24 protein-coding genes are annotated in these 26,692 nt (G+C 61.7%); 13 read left to right on the top strand and 11 right to left on the bottom strand.

The genetic code is table 11. The features are described from left to right. The first annotated feature begins 119 nt into the window (after window positions 1–119). The 5 genes from paoA to OVY48_RS12695 all read left to right on the top strand — a co-directional run bounded on the left by paoA (window position 120) and on the right by OVY48_RS12695 (window position 12,420). Window positions 120–758 carry an aldehyde dehydrogenase iron-sulfur subunit PaoA gene (paoA, locus tag OVY48_RS12715; protein WP_096061672.1) on the top strand — a complete coding sequence of 213 codons (639 nt, stop codon included), beginning with the start codon at window positions 120–122 and terminating at the stop codon, window positions 756–758. Next, window positions 755–1,711, top strand: coding sequence for an FAD binding domain-containing protein (locus OVY48_RS12710; RefSeq protein WP_069065498.1), 957 nt, complete (start codon window positions 755–757; stop codon window positions 1,709–1,711). Before paoA ends, OVY48_RS12710 begins: the two co-directional genes overlap by 4 nt. After that, window positions 1,708–3,915, top strand: coding sequence for an aldehyde oxidoreductase molybdenum-binding subunit PaoC (paoC, locus tag OVY48_RS12705; RefSeq protein ID WP_313923098.1), 2,208 nt, complete (start codon window positions 1,708–1,710; stop codon window positions 3,913–3,915). Before OVY48_RS12710 ends, paoC begins: the two co-directional genes overlap by 4 nt. Window positions 3,916–4,158: 243 nt before the next feature. After that, window positions 4,159–11,676, top strand: a complete 7,518-nt coding sequence (locus tag OVY48_RS12700) for a calcium-binding protein (protein ID WP_313923097.1) — start codon at window positions 4,159–4,161, stop codon at window positions 11,674–11,676. 66 nt (window positions 11,677–11,742) lie between these two features. Next, window positions 11,743–12,420, top strand: coding sequence for a peptidylprolyl isomerase (locus OVY48_RS12695; RefSeq protein ID WP_313923096.1), 678 nt, complete (start codon window positions 11,743–11,745; stop codon window positions 12,418–12,420). A gap of 3 nt (window positions 12,421–12,423) precedes the next feature. On the opposite strand, the gene OVY48_RS12690 is transcribed toward OVY48_RS12695, so the two are convergent. Then, entirely contained in the window at window positions 12,424–12,660 is a 237-nt protein-coding gene (locus tag OVY48_RS12690; protein WP_037476696.1) for a DUF2061 domain-containing protein, read from the bottom strand. Between the two features lie 114 nt (window positions 12,661–12,774). Here OVY48_RS12690 and OVY48_RS12685 point away from each other — a divergent pair, with 114 nt between their 5' ends. Continuing rightward, a complete protein-coding gene (locus tag OVY48_RS12685; protein WP_313923095.1) occupies window positions 12,775–13,515 on the top strand; it encodes a DUF72 domain-containing protein in 741 nt (246 codons plus the stop codon). 333 nt (window positions 13,516–13,848) lie between these two features. Here the strand turns inward: OVY48_RS12685 and OVY48_RS12680 are convergent, their stop codons facing one another. Next, the gene (locus OVY48_RS12680) at window positions 13,849–14,034 is read right to left on the bottom strand and encodes a PspC domain-containing protein (protein WP_313923094.1); all 186 of its coding nucleotides are present in this window, start codon (window positions 14,032–14,034) and stop codon (window positions 13,849–13,851) included. A 339-nt stretch (window positions 14,035–14,373) separates the two neighbouring features. On the opposite strand from OVY48_RS12680, the gene OVY48_RS12675 reads away from it, so the two are divergent. Then, on the top strand, window positions 14,374–14,775 hold the full coding sequence (locus OVY48_RS12675; protein ID WP_313923093.1) for a gamma-glutamylcyclotransferase family protein: 402 nt from the start codon (window positions 14,374–14,376) through the stop codon (window positions 14,773–14,775). 7 nt (window positions 14,776–14,782) lie between these two features. Here the strand turns inward: OVY48_RS12675 and OVY48_RS12670 are convergent, their stop codons facing one another. Then, window positions 14,783–15,316: a peroxiredoxin gene (locus tag OVY48_RS12670; RefSeq protein ID WP_037478836.1), complete on the bottom strand. Its 534-nt coding sequence runs from the start codon at window positions 15,314–15,316 to the stop codon at window positions 14,783–14,785. 72 nt (window positions 15,317–15,388) lie between these two features. Between OVY48_RS12670 and OVY48_RS12665 the strand changes: the two genes are divergently transcribed. From OVY48_RS12665 to OVY48_RS12650, 4 genes are all read left to right on the top strand, one after another. Beyond that, complete coding sequence (locus OVY48_RS12665; RefSeq protein WP_313923092.1) at window positions 15,389–16,024, top strand: hypothetical protein; 636 nt, start codon at window positions 15,389–15,391, stop codon at window positions 16,022–16,024. 39 nt (window positions 16,025–16,063) lie between these two features. Beyond that, window positions 16,064–17,137, top strand: a complete 1,074-nt coding sequence (gene recF / locus OVY48_RS12660) for a DNA replication/repair protein RecF (protein ID WP_313923091.1) — start codon at window positions 16,064–16,066, stop codon at window positions 17,135–17,137. Window positions 17,138–17,245: 108 nt separating this feature from the next. Beyond that, window positions 17,246–17,773: a CHAP domain-containing protein gene (locus tag OVY48_RS12655; RefSeq protein WP_313923090.1), complete on the top strand. Its 528-nt coding sequence runs from the start codon at window positions 17,246–17,248 to the stop codon at window positions 17,771–17,773. 78 nt (window positions 17,774–17,851) lie between these two features. After that, the gene (locus OVY48_RS12650) at window positions 17,852–18,583 is read left to right on the top strand and encodes a CHAP domain-containing protein (protein ID WP_313923089.1); all 732 of its coding nucleotides are present in this window, start codon (window positions 17,852–17,854) and stop codon (window positions 18,581–18,583) included. A gap of 39 nt (window positions 18,584–18,622) precedes the next feature. On the opposite strand, the gene OVY48_RS12645 is transcribed toward OVY48_RS12650, so the two are convergent. The 5 genes from OVY48_RS12645 to OVY48_RS12625 all read right to left on the bottom strand — a co-directional run bounded on the left by OVY48_RS12645 (window position 18,623) and on the right by OVY48_RS12625 (window position 22,155). Then, on the bottom strand, window positions 18,623–18,901 hold the full coding sequence (locus OVY48_RS12645; protein WP_313923088.1) for a DUF3297 family protein: 279 nt from the start codon (window positions 18,899–18,901) through the stop codon (window positions 18,623–18,625). Window positions 18,902–19,008: 107 nt separating this feature from the next. Continuing rightward, on the bottom strand, window positions 19,009–19,323 hold the full coding sequence (locus OVY48_RS12640) for a hypothetical protein (protein ID WP_069065508.1): 315 nt from the start codon (window positions 19,321–19,323) through the stop codon (window positions 19,009–19,011). A gap of 96 nt (window positions 19,324–19,419) precedes the next feature. After that, window positions 19,420–20,661, bottom strand: coding sequence for an SAM-dependent methyltransferase (locus OVY48_RS12635; protein ID WP_096063652.1), 1,242 nt, complete (start codon window positions 20,659–20,661; stop codon window positions 19,420–19,422). 31 nt (window positions 20,662–20,692) lie between these two features. Continuing rightward, the gene (locus OVY48_RS12630; protein ID WP_313923087.1) at window positions 20,693–21,439 is read right to left on the bottom strand and encodes a molybdopterin-binding protein; all 747 of its coding nucleotides are present in this window, start codon (window positions 21,437–21,439) and stop codon (window positions 20,693–20,695) included. After that, window positions 21,436–22,155, bottom strand: a complete 720-nt coding sequence (locus OVY48_RS12625) for a cytochrome b/b6 domain-containing protein (protein WP_313923086.1) — start codon at window positions 22,153–22,155, stop codon at window positions 21,436–21,438. The genes OVY48_RS12630 and OVY48_RS12625 overlap by 4 nt, the downstream gene beginning before the upstream one ends. Window positions 22,156–22,478: 323 nt before the next feature. Here OVY48_RS12625 and OVY48_RS12620 point away from each other — a divergent pair, with 323 nt between their 5' ends. Then, window positions 22,479–22,985, top strand: coding sequence for an outer membrane protein (locus tag OVY48_RS12620; protein ID WP_313923085.1), 507 nt, complete (start codon window positions 22,479–22,481; stop codon window positions 22,983–22,985). Between the two features lie 56 nt (window positions 22,986–23,041). On the opposite strand, the gene OVY48_RS12615 is transcribed toward OVY48_RS12620, so the two are convergent. From OVY48_RS12615 to OVY48_RS12605, 3 genes are all read right to left on the bottom strand, one after another. Next, the gene (locus OVY48_RS12615; protein ID WP_313924770.1) at window positions 23,042–23,464 is read right to left on the bottom strand and encodes a hypothetical protein; all 423 of its coding nucleotides are present in this window, start codon (window positions 23,462–23,464) and stop codon (window positions 23,042–23,044) included. Window positions 23,465–23,550: 86 nt separating this feature from the next. Continuing rightward, window positions 23,551–24,819, bottom strand: a complete 1,269-nt coding sequence (gene rlmN / locus OVY48_RS12610; RefSeq protein ID WP_313923084.1) for a 23S rRNA (adenine(2503)-C(2))-methyltransferase RlmN — start codon at window positions 24,817–24,819, stop codon at window positions 23,551–23,553. Between the two features lie 44 nt (window positions 24,820–24,863). Next, on the bottom strand, window positions 24,864–25,352 hold the full coding sequence (locus OVY48_RS12605) for a hypothetical protein (protein WP_313923083.1): 489 nt from the start codon (window positions 25,350–25,352) through the stop codon (window positions 24,864–24,866). A gap of 171 nt (window positions 25,353–25,523) precedes the next feature. Here OVY48_RS12605 and dnaN point away from each other — a divergent pair, with 171 nt between their 5' ends. Further along, on the top strand, window positions 25,524–26,636 hold the full coding sequence (gene dnaN / locus OVY48_RS12600) for a DNA polymerase III subunit beta (protein WP_037473891.1): 1,113 nt from the start codon (window positions 25,524–25,526) through the stop codon (window positions 26,634–26,636). Window positions 26,637–26,692: the final 56 nt, after the last annotated feature.

Genomic DNA, 26,692 nt, shown 5'->3' with positions numbered 1-26,692 from the left:
CGCACTGTCATTAGGTGCGCTTGCGTCGCTGCGGCTTGTCGATCATATTTCCTGCATCGGCAGGGATCATTTGCCGCCGCCCTTCGTATGACAGCCGATAGCAGAAGAAAGGGACCGCCATGCCGTCCGACCAGATCACCCGCCGGGGCATGTTGCGCGGTGGAACGACCATTGCAGCGGCCACGCCATTTCTTTCCAGCGCGCAGGCGGCACAGCCCGCCGCCGCTTCCTCTCGCGAAGGAACCCCGATGATCCCGGTGGAATTGACCGTCAATGGCCGCGAAGCGCATTTGCAGCTCGATCCGCGCACCAGCCTGCTCGACGCGCTGCGCGAGCATCTGCACCTCACCGGCACCAAGAAAGGGTGCGACCATGGCCAGTGCGGCGCTTGCACGGTCATCGTGGAAGGGCGACGCATCAATAGCTGCCTGACGCTCGCTGTCATGCATGATGGCGAGGCGATCACTACGATCGAGGGGCTGGGCACACCCGACAAGCTGCACCCGATGCAGCGCGCCTTCATCACTCATGACGGCTATCAATGCGGCTATTGCACGCCGGGCCAGATTTGCTCCGCCGTCGCCGTGCTGGAAGAAATCGAGGCGGGTATCCCCAGCCATGTCACCGACGATTTGGACAAGGTGGCGCTGACCGATGCCGAGCTGCGCGAGCGGATGAGCGGCAATATCTGCCGCTGCGCCGCCTATCCCAACATCATCGCCGCCATGAACGACGTGGCCGGGGGAGCCAAGGCATGAAGCCCTTTACCTATAGCCGCGCGACCAGCGCGCAGGAGGCGGCGAAGATGGCGGCCTCGACCCAGGGCGCGCGCTTCATTGCCGGCGGCACCAACCTGCTCGACCTGATGAAACTTCAGATCGAGACGCCCACGCATCTGATCGACGTCAATCCGCTGAAGCTCGATCAGATAGAGAAGACGGCCGATGGCGGGCTGCGCATCGGTGCGCTGGTGCGCAATACCGATCTGGCCGCCGACAAGGTGGTGCGGCGCGATTATGGCGTGCTGAGCCGCGCCTTGCTGTCGGGCGCATCCGGGCAGTTACGCAACAAGGCGACCACGGCGGGCAATCTGCTGCAACGCACCCGCTGCCCCTATTTCTATGACACGCGCATGCCCTGCAACAAGCGCAAGCCGGGCAGCGGCTGCGGCGCGTTGCAGGGTATGAGCCGCAACCTCGCCATTTTGGGCGTGAGCGATGCCTGTATCGCCCAGCATCCGAGCGACATGGCGGTAGCGATGCGGCTGCTGGACGCGACGGTGGATACGGTGGGGGCGGATGGCGCGGCCCGGTCGATCCCGATCGCGGACTTTCACTTGCTGCCCGGCGACACGCCCCATGTCGAAACGGCGCTGAAAGCCGGGGAGATCATCACGTCGGTCACCCTGCCCAAGCCGATCGGCGGTACCCATGTCTATCGCAAGGTGCGCGATCGGTCCTCCTATGCTTTCGCGCTGGTGTCGGTGGCGGCGGTGTTCGGCAAGAATGGCGCGTCGCGCTTTGCCTTTGGCGGCATTGGCGCAAAGCCTTGGCGTACGGTTGATGCGGATGCAGCGGCCGGGTCCGGCGCTAAGGCTGTGGCGGAGGCCGCGCTGGCGGGCGCACGCACGACGCATCATAATGATTTCAAGAAAAAGCTGGTCGAACAGACGCTGACGTCGCTCTATCGGCAGAAGGAGGCACGGGCATGAAGTTCGATACGCCCGCCGGGTTGAACCCGATCGACAAGGGCCGGGTCGTGGGCAAGGCCCATGACCGGATCGATGGCGCCGCGAAGGTGACCGGCACCGCCCCCTATGCCTATGAACGGCACGACGCCGCGCCCAATGCCGCCTATGGCTGGATGATCGGGTCGGGCATTGCCAAGGGGCGCATCGCCGCCATGGACCTGCGCGCGGCCGAAGCCGCGCCCGGCGTTCTGGGCATCGTCACGCACGCCAATGCCGGAAAACTCGGCAAGGGCAGCATGAATACCGCGCCCCTGCTGGGTGGGCCGCAGATCGACCATTATGATCAGGCGGTTGCGCTGGTCATCGCCGACAGCCTCGAAAATGCGCGCGACGCGGCCAAGCTGGTGCGGATTGACTACACCAGCGAAGGCGGGAAGTTCGACCTGACCGCCGAGCGGGCCAATGCCGTCAAGCCACCCGAAGGCGGCTTTGGCGGGTCACCCGATACGGCGGTCGGCGATTTCGACGGCGCGTTCGCCAAGGCGGCGGTCAAGGTCGATCAGAATTACTCCACCCCCGACCATAGCCACGCAATGCTGGAGCCACATGCCTCCACCGCGGCGTGGAATGGCGACAAGCTGACGCTGTGGACGTCCAACCAGATGATCGCATGGACCGTGGGCGATGTTGCCAAGACATTGGGCATCCCTAAGGCGAATGTCCGGCTGGTGTCGCCCTATATCGGCGGCGGCTTCGGGGCCAAGCTGTTCTTGCGCGCCGATGCGCTGCTGGCGGCGTTGGGGGCAAGGCAGGTCGGACGTCCGGTCAAGGTGGCGCTCGCGCGGCACCAGATCCCCAACAACACCACCCATCGCCCGGCGACGATCCAGCGCATCCGCATCGGCGCGGACAAGGATGGCGTGATCGACGCGATCGGCCATGAAGTCTGGTCGGGCGACCTGCCCGGCGGCGGGCCGGAAACGGCGGCGCAGCAGACGCGGCTGCTCTATCGTGGTGCCAATCGGATGACCGCACACCGGCTGGCGACGCTCCATCTGCCCGAAGGCAATGCGATGCGCGCGCCGGGCGAAGCGGTCGGCCTGCTCGCGCTGGAGGTCGCGATGGATGAACTGGCCGAAGCCTGCGGCGTCGATCCGGTCGAACTACGCATCCGCAATGATGTGCAATATGATCCTGAAGCAGGCACGCAGCGGCCCTTCTCCAGCCGCAAGCTGGTGGAGTGCATGCGCGCCGGGGCCGAGCGTTTCGGCTGGAACAAGCGTCAGGCAAAGCCAGGACAAGTGCGCGATGGACGCTGGATGGTCGGCATGGGCGTCGCCTCGGCCTTCCGCAACAATCTGGTCGGCAAGTCAGGCGCGCGGATCGGCGTCGATGCCAAGGGGCAGGTGATCGTCGAAACCGATATGACTGACATTGGCACTGGCAGCTATACGATCATCGCCCAAACGGCGGCCGAGATGATGGGCGTGCCATTGGAAGCCGTCACCGTACGGTTGGGCGATAGCCGCTTCCCTGTGTCCGCCGGGTCTGGCGGGCAATGGGGCGCGAACAGTTCGACGGCGGGCGTCTATGCCGCCGCCATGGCGTTGCGCGCCAAACTTGCGGAAAAGGCGGGCTATCCTGTCGATCAGGCAGAGTTCGAGGAGGGCCTGGTCCGTCACGAGAACAAGTCCCAGACGCTGGCAGCGCTCGCCGGACGCGAGGGTGTGTGGGCCGAGGACAGTATCGAGTTCGGCGATCTCGACAAACGCTATGCGCAGGCGACCTTCGGCGCGCATTTCTGCGAAGTCGGCGTCGATATCGACACGGCCGAAGTGCGTATCCGCCGCATGGGCGGCGCGTTCGCCGCCGGGCGCATCCTCAATCCCAAATCCGCGCGCAGCCAGGTCATCGGCGCGATGACCATGGGGGCGGGATCGGCGCTGATGGAGGCGCTGGACGTCGACACCCGCTTCGGTTTCTTCGTCAATCACGACATGGCCGAATATCTGGTGCCGGTCCACGCGGACATCCCCGAACAAGACGTGCTGTTCATCGAAGAACTGGACGACAAAAGTTCGCCGATGAAGGCCAAGGGTGTTGGCGAATTGGGTATTTGCGGGGCTGGCGCAGCGGTGGCGAACGCCATCTACAACGCAACCGGCATCCGCATCCGCGATTATCCCCTGACGATCGACAAATTGCTCAAGGCGCGGGCGGCCTGATCAGCCTGCGCATCGAGGAGAAGATGTGACCTTCCCTCGACTGGGGAGAGGCATGATCTTTGTGTTCTGTCATTGGCTTGCGGAAGCCGATGGCAATCGCGCGGTGCGCGGGAAGCCCCGCCAACACATTGATTATGTCCAATCCATGCTATAGTTTTGGTCTTTTCCTGCGCTATCCCCACTCCGTTTTTATAGATGGGGTTAACTCGACGGCGACATTGCTCGATCGAGGTGCAGGAGGGAATGATGGCGACTATTATTGGCGACAATCTGCCGAATACGCTCACTGGCACGACCGACCCTGATGAAATTTACGGCGGCGGCGGCGATGATGTCATTTCCGGCGGCTTGGGCGATGATTCCCTCTATGGTGAGGATGGCAATGACACGATCAACGGCGATAGCGGCGATGATCTGATCGACGGTGGCGTCGGCAACGACATATTGAACGGCGGCGATGGTAATGATGAGATCATCACCGGCGTCGGCAACGACATTGTCGATGGGGGCAATGGCGCCGACTACATCGTTATAGGGTCATCGCTGAATGCCGCCGACCGCATCAATGGCGGTACCGGCAGTGACGTCGACATATTGTCGATATCGGGCATCTACGCCAATTCCATCCTCTTCGACGCTGATACGGTGCGCGGGGTCGAGCGTTTTTCGATCGGTTCGGGGCAAGTGCGTCTGACATTGCATGCCATGACTGACGTGCGATGGATCGACGCGGGATCACAACTGCAAACCGATTTCCTGCACCTGAATGCGACTGCGGCGACCAATGCCATGATCATCACCGGCGGCGCAGGCGATGATATCATTACCGGCGGCAGCGGCGATGATGTGATCAACGGGGGGCTGGGCCAGGATATGCTGGTCGGTGGCGCTGGCAACGACCAGATCATCGGTGGCCTGGATGGGGACATGCTGACCGGCGGGGCAGGCAATGATATCTTCACGCTGACCTACAACACGCCGCGTTCGGATTCCTCGCCTTCCACCATCGATACCATTACCGATTTCGAAGGCGCTGGCGTGGCCGGCGGCGACAAGATCGACCTGCCTTCCTACGCCTATGGCCGGGGCATCGCGTTCAACGCGACTCCGATCAACTTCACCTTCGTCATTGGCGGTGGCGCGTCGGGCGTGCAGTTGCCCGCCGAACTGGTCGGCGATGGCTTTGCGGACGTGTCGTGGAAGCATGATACCGTCAACAATCGTGTCGAACTATGGGTCGATGTCGATGACAACGGTCAGTTTTCCGAACTCGATATCTACACCTATATCAACGGCATAACATCGCTGACGCAGGAGGATTTCACCGACAGCTTCCCGATCTGGCGCGGAACTGTCGGCGGGGACTCGCTCCTGGCAAGCGCCGGAAACATTATCGCTTATGGCCTTGGCGGCAATGACACGATGCGGGGCGGGGACGGAAACGACACGCTCTACGGGGGCGATGGTGCCGACGTGCTACGGGGCGGCAACGACAATGACACGCTGTATGGCGATGCCGGGAACGACACGCTGTATGGCGATGCGGGCAACGACACGCTCTATGGTGGCGCTGGCGATGATGTGATGTCAGGCGGCGCGGGGTCTGACTCGCTGTATGGCGAGGCTGGCGACGATGTGATGACCGCAGGCACGTCGGGTAGCTATCTGGACGGTGGCATCGGCAATGACCAGCTGACCGGCGGCGCGGGCAACGACACGCTCTATGGTGGCGAGGGCAATGATGGTGTCAGTGGCGGCGCTGGTGCCGATTATATTGTGGGTTTTGCAGGCGCCGATACGCTCGATGGCGGTGATGGCAATGATGACGTTCGCGGTAGCGATGGCAATGACACAGTCCAGGGTGGCGCAGGCAATGACGCCGTACGCGGCGACGGCGGCATCAATATCGTCAACGGTGGTGCAGGTGATGATGCGGTCTATGTCGGCACAGAAGTCAATGCACGGGATACAGCCACGGGTGGCACGGGCGCTGATGTGTTTCGCCTTGGAGCTGCGGGCAATGCGCCTGGCAGTTTGGCGGCACCCCATGTCATTACCGATTTCAGCCGGGTCGAGGGCGACAAGCTGAAGCTAGAGTTCGATCCCTATATCAACGGTACCTATGGCTACACCAATGTGCCGCTGGTGTTCCGGGGCGAATTGTCGTCGGCGCTCTATTATGATGGCGCGCCTTTGCCGGGGGCGGACCTTGGCACGGGCTTTGTCCAGGTGTGGTGGAGCCGGGTTGGCACAGGCGGCAGCGCAAAGACGGTGCTGATCATCGACAGCGACCGCGACCTGACGCTGAGCGGCTCGGACTATGTGGTCGAGTTCGCACCCGGCACCATTGCCGACATCCAACTGACGGACTTCGTCGATAACCCCTTCCGCACCTATGCCGGGACGGCCGGGGACGACAGCCATCATGGCGATGCCAGCAATAATTTCATCTATGGGCTGCTGGGCAATGATAGCCTGTGGGGCGATGGCGGCAGCGATACGATCGCCGGTGGCGCAGGCATCGACACGCTTCATGGCGAAGACGGCAATGACATTCTCTATGGCGGGGACGATGCCGACAGCCTCTACGGCGGCAACGACAATGACACGCTGTATGGCGATGCCGGGAACGACACGCTGTATGGCGATGCGGGCAACGACACGCTCTATGGTGGCGCTGGCGATGATGTGATGTCAGGCGGCGCGGGGTCTGACTCGCTGTATGGCGAGGCTGGCGACGATGTGATGACCGCAGGCACGTCGGGTAGCTATCTGGACGGTGGCATCGGCAATGACCAGCTGACCGGCGGCGCGGGCAACGACACGCTCTATGGTGGCGAGGGCAATGATGGTGTCAGTGGCGGCGCTGGTGCCGATTATATTGTGGGTTTTGCAGGCGCCGATACGCTCGATGGCGGTGATGGCAATGATGACGTTCGCGGTAGCGATGGCAATGACACAGTCCAGGGTGGCGCAGGCAATGACGCCGTACGCGGCGACGGCGGCATCAATATCGTCAACGGTGGTGCAGGTGATGATGCGGTCTATGTCGGCACAGAAGTCAATGCACGGGATACAGCCACGGGTGGCACGGGCGCTGATGTGTTTCGCCTTGGAGCTGCGGGCAATGCGCCTGGCAGTTTGGCGGCACCCCATGTCATTACCGATTTCAGCCGGGTCGAGGGCGACAAGCTGAAGCTAGAGTTCGATCCCTATATCAACGGTACCTATGGCTACACCAATGTGCCGCTGGTGTTCCGGGGCGAATTGTCGTCGGCGCTCTATTATGATGGCGCGCCTTTGCCGGGGGCGGACCTTGGCACGGGCTTTGTCCAGGTGTGGTGGAGCCGGGTTGGCACAGGCGGCAGCGCAAAGACGGTGCTGATCATCGACAGCGACCGCGACCTGACGCTGAGCGGCTCGGACTATGTGGTCGAGTTCGCACCCGGCACCATTGCCGACATCCAACTGACGGACTTCGTCGATAACCCCTTCCGCACCTATGCCGGGACGGCCGGGGACGACAGCCATCATGGCGATGCCAGCAATAATTTCATCTATGGGCTGCTGGGCAATGATAGCCTGTGGGGCGATGGCGGCAGCGATACGATCGCCGGTGGCGCAGGCATCGACACGCTTCATGGCGAAGACGGCAATGACATTCTCTATGGCGGGGACGATGCCGACAGCCTCTACGGCGGCAACGACAATGACACGCTGTATGGCGATGCCGGGAACGACACGCTGTATGGCGATGCGGGCAACGACACGCTCTATGGTGGCGCTGGCGATGATGTGATGTCAGGCGGCGCGGGGTCTGACTCGCTGTATGGCGAGGCTGGCGACGATGTGATGACCGCAGGCACGTCGGGTAGCTATCTGGACGGTGGCATCGGCAATGACCAGCTGACCGGCGGCGCGGGCAACGACACGCTCTATGGTGGCGAGGGCAATGATGGTGTCAGTGGCGGCGCTGGTGCCGATTATATTGTGGGTTTTGCAGGCGCCGATACGCTCGATGGCGGTGATGGCAATGATGACGTTCGCGGTAGCGATGGCAATGACACAGTCCAGGGTGGCGCAGGCAATGACGCCGTACGCGGCGACGGCGGCATCAATATCGTCAACGGTGGTGCAGGTGATGATGCGGTCTATGTCGGCACAGAAGTCAATGCACGGGATACAGCCACGGGTGGCACGGGCGCTGATGTGTTTCGCCTTGGAGCTGCGGGCAATGCGCCTGGCAGTTTGGCGGCACCCCATGTCATTACCGATTTCAGCCGGGTCGAGGGCGACAAGCTGAAGCTAGAGTTCGATCCCTATATCAACGGTACCTATGGCTACACCAATGTGCCGCTGGTGTTCCGGGGCGAATTGTCGTCGGCGCTCTATTATGATGGCGCGCCTTTGCCGGGGGCGGACCTTGGCACGGGCTTTGTCCAGGTGTGGTGGAGCCGGGTTGGCACAGGCGGCAGCGCAAAGACGGTGCTGATCATCGACAGCGACCGCGACCTGACGCTGAGCGGCTCGGACTATGTGGTCGAGTTCGCACCCGGCACCATTGCCGACATCCAACTGACGGACTTCGTCGATAACCCCTTCCGCCGGATCGTCGGCACGCCGCAGGCGAATGAGTTTATCGACACGGACGAAGCCAATATCTATTATGGTGTCGATGGCGACGACCTGATTGTCGGCAATGGTGGTAACGACGAACTGCATGGCGGCAATGGCAACGACACCATCTCTGGTGGTCAAGGCAATGACTATATCGTCGGCGGCGCTGGTGATGATGCTATAACCAGCGGCGCCGGGACCGACACCATCTATGGTGACGATGGCAATGACATCGTCCATGGTGGTGATGATGCCGACACCATTTATGGCGGAGCAGGCAGCGACCAACTGCATGGCGAGTTCGGTGCCGATACGCTCTATGCACAGGATGGCAACGACCAAGTCTTTGGCGGCGCGGACAATGACCAGATCTTCGGCGGTCTGGGCGATGACAGCCTCGACGGCGGTGACGGGAACGACACGGTTTATGGAGACGGTGGTGCCGACACCCTGATTGGCGGAGCAGGCGCTGACTGGCTCTATGGCGGCGAAGGCGATGATCTGTTGCTCGGCGGCGAAGGCAATGACATGCTGGACGGTGGCAGCGGCTATGATATCGCCAGCTATGTCGGCAGTAATGTCGCACTGACCATTGATTTGTCCGCCAACAGCATATTCGCGCTTGGCGGCAATATCGGCACGGATACGCTTTCCAGTGTCGAGGGTATTATCGGCTCCGCATTCAACGACGTGCTGACCGGGAATAGCACGGACAACGTCATCGAGGGCGGTGCAGGCAATGACGTCATGGACGGCCGCGATGGCGTCGATACGTTGCGCTATACCAGTGCTACGGCCGGGGTCACACTTTCTCTCGCGCTCACAGGTGCGCAGATCACCGGAGGAGCCGGAACGGATACGGTCACCAATTTCGAGAATATCACGGGGTCTGCCTATAATGACGTGCTGAGAGGATCGTCCGCCAATAATATATTGCTCGGTGGCGGCGGCAATGACAGCTTGGCAGGCGGAGACGGCGAGGATCGGCTGGATGGTGGCGACGGGGCCGACACCGTCCAAGGCGATGCAGGCGATGACCAGATCTTCGGTGGTGCCGGGAATGACAGCCTGTTTGGCGGCGCTGGCCTTGACCAGATTTTCGGCGGCGCAGGCAACGACAGCCTGTCAGGTGGAGCCGACGATGATCGCCTCTATGGGGACGCTGGCGACGATAGTATCGACGGTGGTGACGGCAACGACATCATCCTGGGTGGCGAAGGCAACGACACCATAGACGGCGGCGTCGGCGCGGATGATATGGCAGGCGGCCTCGGCAACGACATCTATATCGTCACGAGCGTCAATGACATGGTCAACGAAGCGGCCGATGAGGGCGTTGACGAGGTGCGCACCAACCTGGCGTCCTATACGCTGGGCGCGCATGTCGAAAATCTGACCGGCACACGCAGCGCAGGGCAAACACTGATTGGCAATAGCCTCGCCAATCGGATCACGGGTACGGGCAGCGCCGACATCCTCAATGGCGGCGGCGGTGCCGACATGATGGTCGGCGGCGCGGGCGATGATCTCTACTATGTCAATGATGCAGGCGACACGATCGTCGAGGCTAACAATGGCGGTAATGATACCGTCAATGCATCGGTGAGCTATTCACTGGTGGGTATTTATGTCGAAAGCTTGACCCTTACGGGCACAGCAGCCATTAACGGTAGCGGCAATAGCCTGGCCAATATGTTGATTGGCAATGGCAATAATAATGTGTTGAGCGGCGGTACAGGGAACGACGCCCTCAATGGCGGTGCCGGCAACGATACTCTCGACGGGGGATCCGGCATTGACACGATGGTCGGTGGCATAGGTAACGATATTTATATCGTTGATCATGCTGGTGACATTGTCACGGAAGCAGCTAATTCTGGGACTGATGAAGTCAGAACCGGTCTTTCTACCTATACTTTAGGTGTAAATGTAGAAAAGCTGACCGCGACCACTAACAATGGCCAAACCCTAATTGGCAATACGGTAGCCAACCGTATGACCGGGGGCGATGGCAACGATACCCTCAATGGCGGTATTGGTGCCGATGTAATGATCGGCGGCAAAGGCAATGATATTTATGTCGTTGACCATGTCAGTGAAGAAGTGATTGAGCTTGGTGGAGAGGGCAATGACGAAGTGCGCACAGCGCTCACGAATTACATCTTGGCCGATCATGTCGAAACGCTCACGGCGACGGGATCGACTGGCCAGACCCTGAACGGCAATGCCCTAGCCAACACCATTACGGGCACTGCCGGGCATGACGTCATAAATGGCGGCATAGGTGCCGACATCATGACGGGAGGCGATGGGAATGACGTCTATGTCGTGGACAACGCTGGTGACATCATCGTCGAATTTAATGGAGGCGGTGCCGATCGCATCGACGCATCCGTCGATTTCAGTCTTGCAGGTATCTACGTTGAGAATCTGAGGTTGACGGGGACTGGAAATATCAATGCTATCGGGAATAATCTGGCAAACATCCTTACGGGCAATGGTGGAAATAATTTGCTAAATGGCGGCGCTGGCGCTGACAAGATGACGGGAGGATTGGGAGATGATGTCTATATCGTTGATAATATCAGCGATGTCGTAATCGAAACCAATATCGGCGGAACCGATGTTATCAATGCCTCAGTCAGCTATACTCTGGCCGGTACTTTTGTGGAAACACTGAACCTCACCGGTATTGCGAATATCGGTGGCACAGGCAATAGCGTTGACAATGCTATAAATGGGAACAGTGGCAATAATGCCCTAAGCGGCGGCGGCGGCAATGATCGCCTTGAAGGCAATGGCGGGAACGACATGCTAACCGGTGGCGCAGGCCAAGATATGTTCGTATTCGATACGGCGCTTGGTGCCGGCAATGTCGATGTTATTACTGATTTCCATGTGACGGATGATGTGATTTCATTGGCCTCATCGATATTTTCGGCGGCGGGAGCCGCCGGCCAACTCGCGGCAGGCGCTTTCCGTCTCGGCGCGGTTGCGCTCGATGCCAGTGACCGGATCATGTATGATAATGCTACCGGCAACCTCTATTATGATGCCAATGGCAATGCGGCGGGCGGGTCGGTGCTGTTCGCGCAATTGGCTGCCGGGTTGGCGTTGACCAATGCAGATTTCGTGATCGGTTGACGCGATACGGCCAAATACACCCTGCTGGCGTTGCCAGTCGGGTGTGGGAGCGATAGGCCGGACGCTATGATCGTCCGCCTATCGTTATTCCATATCCTTGCACTTGCTCTGGCGCTCTCTTCTGGCCTTGCTACTGCTGCACCGACCAACCGGCCGACGCCCGGCTACACCCGCGTCGCGATCGAGACGTCGGTGGGGACGATCATCGTCGCGGTGGATCAGAAGCGCGCGCCGCGCACGGCGACCAATTTCCTGACCTATGTGGATGATGGTCGGTTTGACGGCGTCACCTTCTACCGCGCTGCGCGACGCAAATCCGCGCCGACGATGGGGTTGATCCAGGGCGGGATCGACAGCGATGCGCGGCGGTCCTTGCCGCCGGTGGTACATGAGCCGACGACCCAGACGGGCATCCGCCATCTTGACGCGACGCTGTCCATGGCGCGGCCCAACCGGCCCAATTCGGCAATGGGTAATTTCTTCATCACCATCGGCCCGACCCCCACCATGGACGCACGGCCGGGCTATATCGGCTATGCGGCCTTTGGCCATGTTGTCGCAGGGATGGACGTGGTGAAGAAAATTCTCGCTGTCCCGACCTGCTGCGGGACTGGGCCGATGCGGGGGCAAATGATCGTCAAGCCGATTGTCATCCGCCATGCTAAACGTCTCGACGGCAAGGCCAAGCCTACCGGCGGGGTCAAGCCCTGGTTGATCGGCAGGCTACGGAAGCCTGCAAGGTAGCGATCAGGCGAAGGCAGCTTGATCGTGTCGCGACGCCGGATATCCTTCGCGCGGCGGCCGGGCCTGTATCTTCTTCCACGCCTTTTCATGAAAGAAGAAGGCGACGGCATTGATTACCGGTTCGACCAGCGCAATGCCACCCGCCAGCGCTACTGATCCGGTCATGAGATAGGCGACGGTAAAACCGACCGTGAGGTGGATACTGAGATATGTGCCCGTCTTGATGAGGTCCAGCGACATGGGGATGCTCCTTGTTGCGACCCAGCTAAGAACTATTCGCAAAATGTGCCAACCGCTTTTTCCATTGGCTCTGATCGGCGAAAGCGATCAGCATTGCGGCAGGAGAATCGCGATATGGCAGGTCGGATCAGGGTGGGCATTGGCGGCTGGGTCTATGCGCCATGGCGTGACAATTTCTATCCCGCCGGGCTGCGGCAGAAAGACGAACTGGCCTATGTCGGGGCGCATCTGACTGCCACTGAGATCAATGCGACCTATTATAGCAGTCAAAAGCCCGCAACTTTCGCGAGCTGGGCGAAGGCCGTGCCCGACGGGTTCCAGTTCGCGGTCAAGGCATCGCGCTACTGCACCAATCGTAAAGTGCTGGCCGAAGCGGGAGACTCGATCGCGAAATTCACGAAACAGGGCATTGTCGAGCTGGGCGATCGGCTGGGTCCGATCTTGTGGCAATTCATGCCGACCAAGCGGTTCGATCCCGACGACTTCGGCGCGTTCCTGCGCCTGTTGCCTGCCAGCGTCGATGGCATCGCATTGCGCCATGCGGTCGAGGTGCGGCACGAAAGTTTCGACGATCCTGCTTTTCTGGAGATGGCGTGGGATGCGGGCGTGGCAGTCGTGCTGGCCGATCATGACAGCTATCCGGCAATTCGGGGATATGATGTCGGCTTTTCCTATCTGCGGCTGATGCGGACCCAGGCGGAAGAGACGACTGGCTATTCCAACGCAGACATTGGCGATTGGACGGACCAGGCGCGGACGCTGATCAAACAGGGGGACGTCTATGCGTTTGTCATCGGCGGTGCCAAAGAGCGCAACCCTGCTGCGGCCAAGGCGCTGATTGCGACTTTGGGGTAACAGCACTGTTGCATTTAGTGCAATCGGTATGCCGCGCTTTGCGATTGTTACATAATCATGACAGGCGCATAGACCCGCAACCCCAAGACGGGGGATAGATGATACCCAAACAAAGGACATGACCATGCGGCAGGCTTTTCAAGGCGCTGCACTGATCGTAGCCGTCGGCGCACAGATGCTGACCTTCTACTCGGTGCTTTATGCCTGAGCGCGCTTTGCGCTCAACCTTGATCCCGACATTACGGGATGCGAAAAGGCCGCTTCCGGTATAACCGGAGCGGCCTTTTTACTGTCTGCATGCCATACGCTTTGCTGCAATGATTTGCGGCGACATCAATCTTCGGCAAGCCATCCTGCGAGCAGATAAGCCACAACGCCGATGGGTCCGAGCGCACAAAGCGTCAGCAGGACGACGGCGACGCGGATCAATGTCACATCCAGGCCGCTGCGGTTGGACAGGCCCGCACATACGCCCATGATCTTGCCATTGCGACGGTCGAGGGTGAAACTGTTGTTCATGCCTTTGGCTTTCAAGTCGATCTGGAGAGGCTGGGGTGGCGTGCGATCAGGCGATCGGCAGGACCGGCACCGCCGCGCTGATGAACAGGCTGGCGACGAGGATGGCACCGGTGAACGCAACGGCGACATGCTGGAAACGGGTGGTGGACATGATGAAAACTCCCTGTTTGTCTGGTGGCCGGACCATCCGGCCTTGATGCTTTCAGGGAATGCAGAAGCCGTGCCAGTTTTGATTTCTTTGAGAAATGCGGGGTTTTCCGCCGTCGCAGTCGAGTGCACACATGTCAAAAATTCCGCCTATTGGCGAAAATTCCTGCTGGTTAGGAATTTTTGCGGGGCATGCGCGTGATCCATCCGCCACTCTTTGTCTATGGCACGTTGCGACGGGGCTTTGACGGGCCGATGGCGCGGCGGTTGCAAGGGGCGACTCAATATATCGGTCGCGCTTTTGCCCAAGGACGGCTTTACCGAGTGGGGGATTATCCCGCTTTCCTGCCGGGGCCGGAGGGGCAGGTCATTGGCGACCTGCTCGCGCTGTCTGATCCTGCGGCGACGCTTGCCTGGCTTGATGCATATGAGGAATGCGCCGCCACCTATCCGCAGCCGCACGAATATCGCCGCGAAAAACTGAGCGTGTGGGGACCGGACGGCCCCATCGTCGCCTGGGCCTATGCCTACGCCCTGCCGGTAACGGATTTGCCGCTGATCGCTGGCGGCGATTTTCTGTCCCGCCAGCGATAACGCGCTCTTATTTCTGCTTCATCGCTTCGACCGCGGCAAGCGTGGTTTTCACATGATTGGCATAGCTCATTTCGGAATGCACGAAGGCGATCCGCCCTGATGGCGCGATGACATAAGAGGTACGATCGGTCATGCCCGGACGCATTTTGAGCGCCACGTCATAGCCCGAAACGATGCCCGGCCCGGCGGAGGCGACCGCGAACTTGCCCGCGCATTCCTTGGTGGAGAAAGCGACCAGATCATCGACCGGATCGGCCGACATGCCGATCACCGTCGCACCCGCTGCCTTGAACTTGTCGATATTGTCGGCAAATTCGCGCGCTTCGGCCGAACAGCCCGGCGTGAACGCCTTGGGGAAGAAATAGAGGACGACCGGCCCACGCTTCAACTGGTGCGACAGGGTCAGCGTGAAGGTCTTGCCCGCCATCGCCCCGCGCGTGGTGAATTCGGGGGCCTTGGCGCCGACGGCCAGGGCGGCCATGGCGCTGGTCGATGCGGTCAGGGCAGCGACGGTGGCAAGAAGGAAAGTCAGGCGCTTCATCGGTTGGGCTCCATCAGTCAGGCGACGGGAGCCGCTCGCTCCCTTGTAAATGATCGCAATGCCTCGTTGATCATGAATGTCGGCGAAACGGCCGACATCGCGCTGATCTTCGCAAGGCTTGGTGATGACGGCAATGACAGCCGGGCGCAAGTCGGCCATTGGGGAATGGCGCTATCGAAGGAACCACCGCGCAACTCGCCTGTTCCTGTGGTCATGCGCCTTGCCCTTGCCATCCTTCTCCCGATCGCGCTTGCCGCCTGCGACAAGGCAGCGGACTCACCGGACGCGTCGCCGTCGGTGACGGCGAATATCAGCGACCGCACCGAAAAGCCGGAGCAGGACAGCTCGCCCCCAACGAACGCAGCGTCGCCGGTCGAAATGGCATCCAACGCGACTGCTGCCGACGCCGACATGGCCGGACCGATCCCGGCGGCTCTGCACGGACGCTGGACCGGCATCAATGATCGATGCGGCGACCGGGCGGCGGATATGGAATTGAATATTCTGCCGGACCAGTTGGTCTTCCATGAAAGCGTCGGCACTGTGCAAAAGGCCACGCCGGGGGAGGACGGGCGTTTGTCGGTCACAGCAGCCTTTACCGGCGAGGGACAAAGTTGGACCCGCACCATGTCGTTCGCCCTTGCAGACGACGGGCAAAGGCTCACCATCGTCAATGACGGGGCGTCTGCCACGCGCAAACGCTGCTAAGCGCTTCCCCGACAGGCTGTTGCCCGCTACAGCCGCACAATGATCGGCCGCCTGACCTTGAGCGATTTCCGCAACCATGCGGATGCGCTGATCCTGCCCGATCATCCTTTCATCCTGCTGACCGGCGACAATGGCGCGGGCAAGACCAATATATTGGAAGCCGTGTCGATGCTGGCACCGGGGCGCGGGCTGCGCGGCGCGGCCCTGCGGGCGATGACGCGGCAGGATGGAGCGGGCGGCTTTGGCGTCGCGGCGGAGGTGGACGGGGTTGTGCTGGGCACGGGCGTATCGGCTGCCACGCCCGACCGGCGACAGGTGCGGATCGGCGGGGTGGCGTCGTCGGCGAATGCGCTGGCCGATCATCTGGCGATCGTCTGGCTGACCCCGGCTATGGACCGGCTGTTTCTCGACAGTCCGGGCGGGCGGCGGCGCTTTCTGGATCGGCTGACGCTGGCGCTGCACCCCGGCCATGCTGCACACAGCGCCCGCTATGACGCGGCGATGCGCGCGCGCAACCGGCTGCTGGTCGACCCCCGCCGTGCAGACCCCGTTTGGCTGACTGCGCTGGAGGCGCAGATGGACGAGCATGGCACCGCGCTGGCGCAAGCGCGCGCCGATCTGGTCATGCGCCTGAACATGGTGCTGGCCGACCAGCCTGACGCGCCATTTGCCCGTCCGTCCGTCCTGATCGAGCAAGAAGAGGGTGCCTGCGACGAGCCTTTGGCGGTTCGGCTGGGGCGGGATCGACGACGCGATGCTGCGGCAGGACGGACCCTGGCCGGGCCCCATCGCCATGATCTGGCTGTCACTCATATTGCCAAGGCGCAGCCAGCCGCGCTGTGTTCGACCGGCGAGCAAAAGGCATTGCTGCTGTCCATCTTGCTCGCCCATGCCGCATTGGTGGCGGCCGATCGCGGGCAACCGCCGGTCCTGCTGCTCGACGAAGTGGCGGCGCATCTCGACCCGTCGCGGCGAGCCGCCTTGTTCGACCGATTGGCCGCAACCGGGGGGCAGGTCTGGATGACCGGGACGGAATCGTCGCTTTTCAACGATTTGACGGCGGCGACTCGATTGATGGTAACGGCGGGCCATCTCTTTTGTTCCGCGACATAACGCGTCGTCGCAACGACTCGTCGCCCGGTGCTTTCCATCACGTCCGGCGTCTGGCCTAAAGCAGCCATCGGGGCAAAAGCCTAAAAGCCAAGTCGGGGTCGCATTCGCATGATCGGTAGTTTTCGCGCGGTTTTCGCCGCTGCTCTTCTTGCGTTCTCTTCCCTGATCGTTACGCCTGCGACGGCCGGAGTGCTGCAATGCGTTCCCTTTGCCCGTCAGGCGTCCGGCATCGACCTTTACGGCAACGCGCATACTTGGTGGAACCAGGCGGAAGGCCGCTATGCCCGTGGCCATGAACCGCGCGTCGGCGCTGTCCTCGCCTTCGCCGCCAGCCGGTCCATGCCGGTCGGCCATGTCGCGATGGTCAGCAAGGTGGTCAATGAGCGCGAAGTGCTGCTGACCCATGCCAACTGGTCCTATCGTGGCGGTATCGAGCGCAATGTTCGCGCCATCGACGTATCGGCCAACAATGATTGGACCGATGTACGCGTATGGTATGGCCCGATCGGCAATCTGGGCCTGCGCTCCAATGCGGCGCGCGGCTTCATCTATGCCCAGCCGGCCCGGACCATTGATCAGCCGGTGCAGATCGCATCGGCAGCGGCCAGCGGCGGCGCGCCCCGCGCGGCATTCTGATCCTTTAACCTCTTCATAAATAGTCGCGATCTAGGGTCGTCCTTGGTGGGGCGATTCTTGGGTTTCGGGATCGCATAAATGATTCGAGGACTTGTCCGGGCGGCAGCATTGCTGGCGTCCGGTCTGACGGCTGCGCCCTTGTGGAGCGCGGCGGTGCTGCAATGCGTGCCTTATGCGCGCATCGTGTCGGGCGTGGATATTCGCGGGGATGCGCTGACCTGGTGGGACCAGGCCAGCCAACAGTATAAACGCGGTGCCAAGCCCAAAAAGGGCGCGGTTCTGGCGTTCCGGCCGCATGGCCCGATGATGCTGGGCCATGTCGCGGTGGTCAGTCGCGTGCTGGACGATCGGCGCGTGCTGATCCGCCACGCCAACTGGTCCGTGCCCGGCGCGATCGAGGAAGATGTGTTGGCCATCGACGTGTCGGACGGCGGCGACTGGAGCCAGGTGCGCGTCTGGCACAGCCCGACCGCGCAAATGGGCGCGCGCACCAACCCGACCTTCGGCTTCATCTATCCGGCCAAAGCGAAATTGCATGATTTCACGCCTGACCCCGCCTTGGGCAGCAGCGTGCGCTTTGCCAAAATCGACGCGGATATGTGGGATAGGCGTCGGCCGCATCGCGCGCCCGCACCCCATGGCGGCATCATGGTCGCGCAGGCACCTGCCGCCCCGGCCAAGGTCGCCCGGAAAGCGGCCCCGCGTCTGGAGGCGGATTTGCGCGTGGTCAGCTATGCGGACGCAACGCCATCGCAGCGGACGCTGAGCGCGATCATTGCGGACGTCAAACGCCAGTCCGTCCTGAATTGACGACAGGCGCGCGAACCGACGCGCGCCTGTGCATGACGCTTATTCCGCGTCGGCAGGCTTGTCTTCGTCGGCGCCTTCAGCCGGATTTTCGAACCAGGCTTCGACCGGCCCGGTCAGCTTGATCGTCAGCGGATTGCCATTGCGATCGCGGGTCTTGCCCGCAGCGACGCGAATCCAGCCCTCGGAAATCGAATATTCCTCGACATCCTTGCGCTCGCGACCCTTGAACCGGATGCCGATGCCACGCTGCAGCACCTCCATGTTGAAATGGGGGCTTTTGGGATTGGTGGACAGATGGTCGGGGGGCGTATCGCTCATGATGCGGTTCCTTGGATTTGGCTGGGCTGCGCCTAGCCTTTTGCCCGCCAACCCGTCAACTGCCCCAACCCGCCGATCAGCCTGACCGACTGGCTGGGGCAGGCCCGTCAGCGACAGACGCGAACGCGGACGTTGCGATCGCGATAATAGTCATAACGCCATTGCGTCCAGCAGCGCGGGCGATAGGCGGCCCGGTAATAGCCTCGGTCGCCGCGCCAGTGGCGGCGGCCATCCCAGCGCCGTCCATCCCTGCGCCCGTCCCAGCGACGATTGTCCCAACGGCGGTTGTCCCATCCGCGATCACGATCGCCCCGCCATCCGTCGCGATAGCCGCCATGATATTGCGCCTGCGCGGGGGCTGCCGCGGCAATCCCTGCGATGGCGAGGCTCACCGCAGCCGCGCCCTTCCATAAAATGTTCATGTCTCTCCTTATCCACCCCGCAGGGTGGGCGGGGCATGACGGGGAGAATGGCGCCCGTCGGCTGAACCGTCAGCGAATGGCCTTGTCAGGCAGCGTTCAGCGTCCGGCCAGCGCAGCCTCGGCCTCCAGCATATAGTCGCGGGTGATGGGTAGTGCGCGTCGGTCGCGCGCATATTGGACCTGATAATTCACCATGCCACCATGCTCGAACACCGTGGCTGCCCCGGCAAGGTAGAAGGTCCACAGCCGGAAGAAGCGCTCGTCATACAGTGCAACGATCTCGGCGCGATGCGCCATGGTCCGCTTATACCATTGGCGGATGGTCAGCCCATAATGGAGCCGCAACACCTCAACATCGGTCACCATCAACCGCGTGCCTTCGCTGCCCGCGATCATTTCCGACAAGGCGGGGATGTAGCCGCCAGGGAAGATATATTTCTGGGTGAAGGCGTCGGTGACGCCGGGGCCGCCCATCCGCCCGATCGTGTGGACCAGCATAACGCCTTCCGGGGTCAACAGGTCGCGGCACTTGCTGAAGAAACTGCGATAATGGGCCGTGCCGACATGCTCGAACATGCCAACGGACACGATCCGGTCGAACGCGCCCGTCATGTCACGATAGTCGATCAGTTCGAAGCGGACATGATCGGCGACGCCTGCATCCATTGCCCTTTGCCGTGCGACCTTGAGCTGTTCCTCCGACAAGGTGATACCGGTCACGTCGACGCCGCAGGTACGGTGCAGATACAGCGCCATCCCGCCCCAGCCGCAGCCGATGTCGAGCACCTTCATCCCCGGTTCGAGCCGCAATTTGGCCGCGATATGCGCCTTCTTGTCCTCCTGCGCCTGTTCCAGGCTGATGCCGGCTTCATTGTCGCCATCGGGGAAATAGGCACAGCTATATTGGCGGTCCCGGTCGAGGAAGAGCGCATAGAGCGCGCCCGACAGGTCGTAATGATGCGCGACGTTCGCCTTCGAACGCGCCTTGTGATTGGCGCGCCACAGCTTCTGGCGCACGCTGCCCATGCTGCGCGCCAGCAGCGTCTTGGCGTCGATCGACCGGCCACTTTCCCAAGGGGTGTTGGCCCGGATCAGGGATATGAATTCCAGGATGCCGCCGCCTTCGATGGCGATGCGGCCGTCGATCCAGGCTTCGGCCATCCCCAACCGGGGATCGCGAACGATGTCGAAGGGGACGCGGCCATCGTGAAATCGCAACGCCAGATCGGGAAATGCAGGATCGGGCTGTCCAACGACAAAGCGTCGTCCATTTGCATAAGTTACCGTTAGCTGGCCCCGTGTGACCAGTCGCCCCAACACCCGCTCGAACAGTCTCATGCCGTTACCTTGTCACCCCGGACAGCTTGCGTCAAATACCCGCATACCAGTCGTAGCCCGCGACATCCTCCCAGAAGCCGCCCTTGCCCTTGCCGATCCCGTCCAGCGTCGCCACCGCCTCTATCCCCATTAGATATTTGGCCTGTTTATAGCCAAGCTGCCGTTCGACGCGCAGCCGAACCGGGGCACCATTGGCGACGGTCAGGGGCGCGTCATTGAGCGCAAAGGCCAGGATGGTCTGGGGATGGAAGGCGTCGATCAGGTCGATGCTTTCATAATAGGGCCGTCCGCCGCCCATGTCGTCGGCGCATCGGAACACGAGATAGCGCGCGCTATCGCGCAGCCGTGCGCCCTCCAATATCGTGCGCAGCGGTACGCCACGCCATTTGCCGATCGCGCTCCATCCCTCGACGCAGTCGTGACGGGTAATCTGCTCGCGATGGGGGAGGGTGCGCAGCTGAGCGAGGGACAGGGATAGCGGCCGTTCGACAAGGCCGGTTACCGCCAGCCGCCAATCGGCAAAGCCATTGCGCCACAACGCCTTATAGGCGGGCGTATTGGGATTGGCGGTGCCATTGGCGCGGAAAATCGGCGAAATCTGGTCAGGGCTGAATTCCTGCGCCAGCGCGTCGCGGGCCATCAGGCTGCGCTGCGCCCAGCGATGGAAATTTTCGGCCGAGAAAAGTGCCTTTCGCACGCTGTCATGGCTGGCCAGTCGGTCGCAGCCGGTGAGCATCGCGCCAGCGCCGAGCAGCGCCATGCGGCGGGTCAGGATCATGGTCGTTCCTCCGGCACCCGGTATCGCCCGGTAATCATGGATCGCACTTCGTTGATCGGTCCGGCCAGGATGACCATCAGGATATGGACGATGAAGAAAGCGGCCAGCGCAAAGGCGGCGATGAAATGCAGCGAGCGCGCCGATTGTCGACCGCCAAACAGGTCGACCAGCCAGGGCCAGGCCGCATTCATGCCCGGTGCCATGGTCAGCCCGGTCAAAATGACGAGCGGCAACAGGATGAAGATCACGCCGACATAACTGGCTTTCTGCAGGACATTGTAGCGCAACGCCGCTTGCCCGGTCGGGAAGCGCAGCCGGGCATGGTCCTTGATATCCTGCCAGATGTGCCGAGGTCGCAGATCATCGCTGCGGAACGCAAGGTCGCGGGTCACATGCCGGTTGGCAAGGCTCCAGAGCATGTAGAAGAGCAGTGCGAAGGCAAAGATCGGCGCAGCGGTCAGATGCCAGTGGCGCGACATCGCCAGATTATAAAGGCCAGGCAAGGTGATCCAGCCGGGAAACCGCTCCAGTTCCAGCCAGGCATGGTCGAAATTCGCCCCATACTGCCCCCAATAGAGGCGGGGATGGGCGTTGAAGATGCCAAGGCCGCTGGTGAACAGGACATAGAGCAGCGCGGCGTTCAGCCAATGCCACAAACGGGTCGAAAGCCGATGGCGCTTGACGGTGATGCCGTCGGTGGGAGTGGGGCTATCCATTGGCGCAACCTTACGCCTTTTTCGGGGAAAATCCACGGAGCCTGTATGACAGTCGGCACCCAGTCCGATGGCTGTCAATGTCACACTTTTGCAACATAAATCAAGAATCATGACCACTCACAATCCAGCCCCTTTGCAAATCAACAGGGCGCACCTAGATGGCAATCACGCGATGCCGATGCGGATCGCGTTCATGATCGCTAAAAATAAAAGCAATCATGGATAGGATAAACATGGCGCATATGGCGCCATGAAATCTTCGCGTCGAACCAAATAGCCTGACGATAAACTATGTCAGGCGATATAATAATATCGAGGAATTTATGAAGACTGTGATTTTCGCAACTATTGCTGCTGCCGTTGTTGCAACCCCTGCCGTCGCTCAGGACGCTGCACCCTTCACCGGGCCGCGCGCTGGCGTCACCATGGGCTATGACAAGATCGGCGGCGAAGAAGGCTTCGCTTATGGCGTGACCGCTGGTTACGACCTGGCGCTGGCACCCCGCGTCACCGGCGGCATCGAAGTCAGCCTGGGCGACACCACGGTCGACGATTTCGGCCTGGACGTCAGCCGCGATCTCGCCGCGTCGCTGCGCCTTGGCTTCGTCGCCACGCCGCGCGTCCTGGCGTTCGGCAAGGTCGGCTATGCCACCACGCGCTTCGAAGTCGATGGTGACGGCGCTGGCCTGGAAGGCGTCCGCTTCGGTGGTGGTCTGGAATTCGCGGCGACCCCGTCGACCTACATCTCGGCCGAATATCAGCGCACCGAATATGAGCAGAATATCGGTGGCCGTGACGCCGCGATGGTCGGCGTCGGCTTCCGCTTCTGATCCTTGCGGATCCGTTGACATGACGAAGGGCGGTCCTGCAAAGGGCCGCCCTTTTTCTATGCGGGGAGCGGCTGTATGTCGGGTTCGATCCAGGCGCGCCGTGCCGCAGGGGCCATCAGCGTCTCGCGCGACCAGTAAGTGAACAGCCAGTCCTTGTTCCCCAGCGGCGACGCCCTCAGGGCGGCAAGGGCGCTTGCGGGCGTCGCATCTGCCGGCAATGCGGCCAGCAGCGCACGCGTCATATGCAGCGACGCCTGGGTGATCGTTTCATGATAGCCGCCCGTGTCGCTATTCACCCCGCCCACGCTCTCATTATAGCGTCGGATCATCGCGGGCATGTCGCGTTCCGGGTCGATGTCGGCGCGCGTCAGGATCAGCCAGAGCGCGGTCGCGAAATGCGCGCCATGGGTCCATGCGGCCTTGGGCAGGGTGCAATCGCAAAAGCCCGTCGCCAGCCGTTCGATCTCGTCATCCGTCATCATCAGTCCCCCCAAAGAAAAACCCCGCCGGATCAGGGCGGGGCTATCGTTTCGCGCCTTACTGGGCGCACGTTACCGGCTCCGCTTCATCCCAGCGCCGCTTGCTTCTCCGCTGCCAGCCGGTCGAGTTCGGCCCGGCTCTTCTTCTCGCTTGCCGACTTCAACTGGCCGCAGGCCGCCATGATATCGCGCCCGCGCGGGGTGCGGACCGGCGCGGAAATCCCGCCTTCGAACACGATGGAACTGAACGCGCGGATGCGATCGGGCGTCGAACATTCATAATCGCTGCCCGGCCAGGGATTGAACGGGATCAGGTTGACCTTGGCGGGCAGCTTATATTTGCGCAACAGCCGCACCAGTTCGCGGGCATCCTCGTCGCTGTCATTCTTGTCGCGGATCATCACATATTCAAAGGTGATGCGCCGGGCATTGCTCGCCTTTGGATAGTCGGCGCAGGCCTGGAGCAGTTCCTCGATCCCATATTTCTTGTTGAGCGGCACCAGCTCGTCGCGCACTTCCTTGGTCACGGCATGGAGCGAGACGGCGAGGTTCACGCCGATCTCCTCGCTCGCGCGCGCCATCATCGGGATGACGCCGCTGGTCGAGAGCGTGATGCGGCGGCGCGAGAGGGCCAGGCCATCGCCGTCCATCACGACTTTGAGCGCATCGCGGACATGCTCGAAATTATAGAGCGGCTCGCCCATGCCCATCATCACGATATTGGTCAGCATCCGCCCATCGGGCGAATATTGCGGCGCATCCTCATCTTCGTCGTCCAGCACTGCGATGCTGCTGCCCATATTGCCCTTGGGCCATTCGCCCAGCGCATCGCGGGCCAGCATGACCTGGCCGACAATCTCGCCCGGCGTCAGATTGCGCACCAGCCGCATCGTGCCGGTATGGCAGAAACGGCAGTTCAGCGTGCAGCCAACCTGGCTAGACACGCACAGCGTTCCCCGATCCGCATCGGGGATGAACACCATCTCATAATCCTGCCCGTCGTCCGAGCGCAGCAGCCATTTACGGGTGCCGTCGTTGGAGACTTGCGCTTCCACCACCTCCGGGCGGCCGACGACGAAGCGCTCGGCCATCCAGCCGCGCATCGGCTTGGCAAGGTCCGTCATCGCCTCGAAATCGGTCTCGCCGCGATGATAAAGCCAGTGGAACAGCTGTTTGGCGCGCAATTTGGCCGCCTTCACGTCCAGCCCTGCCTCCTCCAGCACGGACTTGATCTGCGGGCGCGACAGGCCCAGCAGGTCGATGCGACCATCCGCGCGGGGCGTGACGGCGCGGGGCACGGGCACAGGATCGATAAGGCCGGGAATCGGCATGACAAGGTTGGCGGCTGATTGCATAGCCGCGCCCGTAGTCGATTTTCACAAAATGTGAAAGCGTGCGCCTATCGCACCCTCGCGCACCCCAGCGCCGCTGCATCGATCGCCGTCGCCGCGCCGCGCAGGGCATAGCTGTCGGCAAAGGCGCGGCCCTGCGCGTCGATGCTTTGCACGCTCATGCTGCTGGCCGATCGCATCGCCGCGATAATCGCCGCGTCGCCGCGAGCGTCGGTGGCCCAGGCGTCAACCTTGCCCGCGACCAGGGAGAATCGGCGCTCGCCCACGTTGAGCGTCACCGGCGCCTTGTCCGACCGGGCGCGGCTGAGGCGCAGATGAATCTGCCCGCGCACCCGCTGACGCGGCCAGGTGCCGACGGAGGCAAAGCCTTTGCCGCGCCGTCCACCGCGCATCACCGATTGGGCGATGGCATAGCAACGCGGCGTCGCCGGGTCACGAAAGGCACCCCAACCGTCGAATATTCCAAGAGAATCGCGCGCCATGGCCGGTGCGGTCGCCAACAGCAGGGGCGTAAGGAGTAAAAAGGCAGCGCGCATGCGAACGGCAAAGCCCAACCTGTCCCCATTTGCAACCCCGATGCAGCGCGAAAGGGTGAGCGAGTGCTTGCCCACGCCGCAACAGCGGTTATGAAGAACCATCCATCATTGTCGCCGGGATTCGACCGAATCCTGGCTATCGGCTTAAAAAGAAACGGACAGATCAGGGACATGAAGGCCACCATCGAACGCGCAACGCTCCTCAAGAGCCTGAGCCACGTCCAGTCGGTGGTCGAGCGCCGGAACACTATTCCCATCCTGTCCAACGTGTTGATCGAAGCATCGGCCGATGGCGCGATCAAGCTGATGGCGACCGATCTCGACCTCCAGATCGTGGACAGTATCGCAGCACAAGTCGAGCAGCCCGGCGCGACGACCATTTCGGCGCACACGCTGTTCGACATCGCCCGCAAACTGCCCGAAGGCAGCCAGGTCTCGCTGCAGGCGGCCGAGGGCAAGATGCTGATCCAGGCCGGGCGCGCGCGCTTCAACCTGTCGACCCTGCCGCGCGACGACTTTCCGGTCATTGCCGAAGGCGAACTGCCGACCAGCTTCGAACTGCCGGCCGAGACGTTGAAGCAGATCATCGACAAGACGCGCTTTGCGATCTCGACCGAAGAGACACGCTATTATCTGAACGGCATCTATTTCCACGTCGCCGACGACGGCCAGCCGGTTTTGCGCGCCGCCGCGACCGACGGCCATCGCCTGGCCCGCATCACCGTGCCTCGCCCCGATGGCGCGGACGGTATGCCCGGCATCATCATTCCCCGCAAATGCATCGCCGAACTGCGCAAGCTGCTCGACGAAGTCGATGGCTCGATCCAGATCGCGCTGTCGGCGAGCAAGATCCGGTTCGGGCTGGGCAGTGCAATCCTGACCAGCAAGCTGATCGACGGCACTTTCCCCGATTATAGCCGCGTCATCCCGACCGCGAATGACAAGCTGCTCAAGATCGACCCGCGCGGCTTCGAAGAAGGTGTCGATCGCGTCGCGACGATCGCGACCGAAAAGACCCGCGCGGTCAAGATGAGCCTCGACCGCGACAAGATCACCCTGTCGGTGACCAGCCCGGAAAACGGCACGGCGGCCGAAGAAGTGCCGGGTGCCTTCCAGGGCGAGGGCTTCGATATCGGGTTCAATGCGCGCTATCTGCTCGACATATTGGGGCAGATCGACAGCGATCTGGTGGAACTGCATCTGGCCGATGCCGCGGCACCGACCTTGATTCGCGAGAATGATGCCAGTCCCGCCCTGTATGTCCTTATGCCGATGCGTGTCTGAGTAGCGGGCGCTACTGCCTGACCCGATGATGTAATCTTATGATTACAAGGGGTCGG

The organism is Sphingobium sp. SA2 (assembly GCF_032227065.1).
GTDB lineage: Bacteria > Pseudomonadota > Alphaproteobacteria > Sphingomonadales > Sphingomonadaceae > Sphingobium.
Note: the sequence above shows the minus strand (reverse complement) of the source record. Positions and strands in the feature narration are given on the sequence as shown.

Excerpts from the sequence above, each read along its gene's own strand:
- paoA (WP_096061672.1), top strand. The coding sequence starts at position 120 with ATGCCGTCCGACCAGATCACCCGCCGGGGCATGTTGCGCGGTGGAACG.
- OVY48_RS12630 (WP_313923087.1), bottom strand. The coding sequence starts at position 21,439 with ATGATCCTGACCCGCCGCATGGCGCTGCTCGGCGCTGGCGCGATGCTC.
- OVY48_RS12605 (WP_313923083.1), bottom strand. The coding sequence starts at position 25,352 with ATGCGCGCTGCCTTTTTACTCCTTACGCCCCTGCTGTTGGCGACCGCA.
- paoC (WP_313923098.1), top strand. The coding sequence starts at position 1,708 with ATGAAGTTCGATACGCCCGCCGGGTTGAACCCGATCGACAAGGGCCGG.
- OVY48_RS12680 (WP_313923094.1), bottom strand. The coding sequence starts at position 14,034 with ATGAACAACAGTTTCACCCTCGACCGTCGCAATGGCAAGATCATGGGC.
- OVY48_RS12635 (WP_096063652.1), bottom strand. The coding sequence starts at position 20,661 with ATGAGACTGTTCGAGCGGGTGTTGGGGCGACTGGTCACACGGGGCCAG.
- OVY48_RS12645 (WP_313923088.1), bottom strand. The coding sequence starts at position 18,901 with ATGAGCGATACGCCCCCCGACCATCTGTCCACCAATCCCAAAAGCCCC.
- OVY48_RS12690 (WP_037476696.1), bottom strand. The coding sequence starts at position 12,660 with ATGTCGCTGGACCTCATCAAGACGGGCACATATCTCAGTATCCACCTC.
- rlmN (WP_313923084.1), bottom strand. The coding sequence starts at position 24,819 with ATGCAATCAGCCGCCAACCTTGTCATGCCGATTCCCGGCCTTATCGAT.
- OVY48_RS12685 (WP_313923095.1), top strand. The coding sequence starts at position 12,775 with ATGGCAGGTCGGATCAGGGTGGGCATTGGCGGCTGGGTCTATGCGCCA.
- OVY48_RS12700 (WP_313923097.1), top strand. The coding sequence starts at position 4,159 with ATGATGGCGACTATTATTGGCGACAATCTGCCGAATACGCTCACTGGC.
- OVY48_RS12655 (WP_313923090.1), top strand. The coding sequence starts at position 17,246 with ATGATCGGTAGTTTTCGCGCGGTTTTCGCCGCTGCTCTTCTTGCGTTC.
- OVY48_RS12675 (WP_313923093.1), top strand. The coding sequence starts at position 14,374 with ATGCGCGTGATCCATCCGCCACTCTTTGTCTATGGCACGTTGCGACGG.
- OVY48_RS12710 (WP_069065498.1), top strand. The coding sequence starts at position 755 with ATGAAGCCCTTTACCTATAGCCGCGCGACCAGCGCGCAGGAGGCGGCG.
- dnaN (WP_037473891.1), top strand. The coding sequence starts at position 25,524 with ATGAAGGCCACCATCGAACGCGCAACGCTCCTCAAGAGCCTGAGCCAC.
- OVY48_RS12670 (WP_037478836.1), bottom strand. The coding sequence starts at position 15,316 with ATGAAGCGCCTGACTTTCCTTCTTGCCACCGTCGCTGCCCTGACCGCA.
- OVY48_RS12615 (WP_313924770.1), bottom strand. The coding sequence starts at position 23,464 with ATGACGGATGACGAGATCGAACGGCTGGCGACGGGCTTTTGCGATTGC.
- OVY48_RS12650 (WP_313923089.1), top strand. The coding sequence starts at position 17,852 with ATGATTCGAGGACTTGTCCGGGCGGCAGCATTGCTGGCGTCCGGTCTG.
- recF (WP_313923091.1), top strand. The coding sequence starts at position 16,064 with ATGATCGGCCGCCTGACCTTGAGCGATTTCCGCAACCATGCGGATGCG.
- OVY48_RS12640 (WP_069065508.1), bottom strand. The coding sequence starts at position 19,323 with ATGAACATTTTATGGAAGGGCGCGGCTGCGGTGAGCCTCGCCATCGCA.
- OVY48_RS12665 (WP_313923092.1), top strand. The coding sequence starts at position 15,389 with ATGAATGTCGGCGAAACGGCCGACATCGCGCTGATCTTCGCAAGGCTT.
- OVY48_RS12695 (WP_313923096.1), top strand. The coding sequence starts at position 11,743 with ATGATCGTCCGCCTATCGTTATTCCATATCCTTGCACTTGCTCTGGCG.
- OVY48_RS12625 (WP_313923086.1), bottom strand. The coding sequence starts at position 22,155 with ATGGATAGCCCCACTCCCACCGACGGCATCACCGTCAAGCGCCATCGG.
- OVY48_RS12620 (WP_313923085.1), top strand. The coding sequence starts at position 22,479 with ATGAAGACTGTGATTTTCGCAACTATTGCTGCTGCCGTTGTTGCAACC.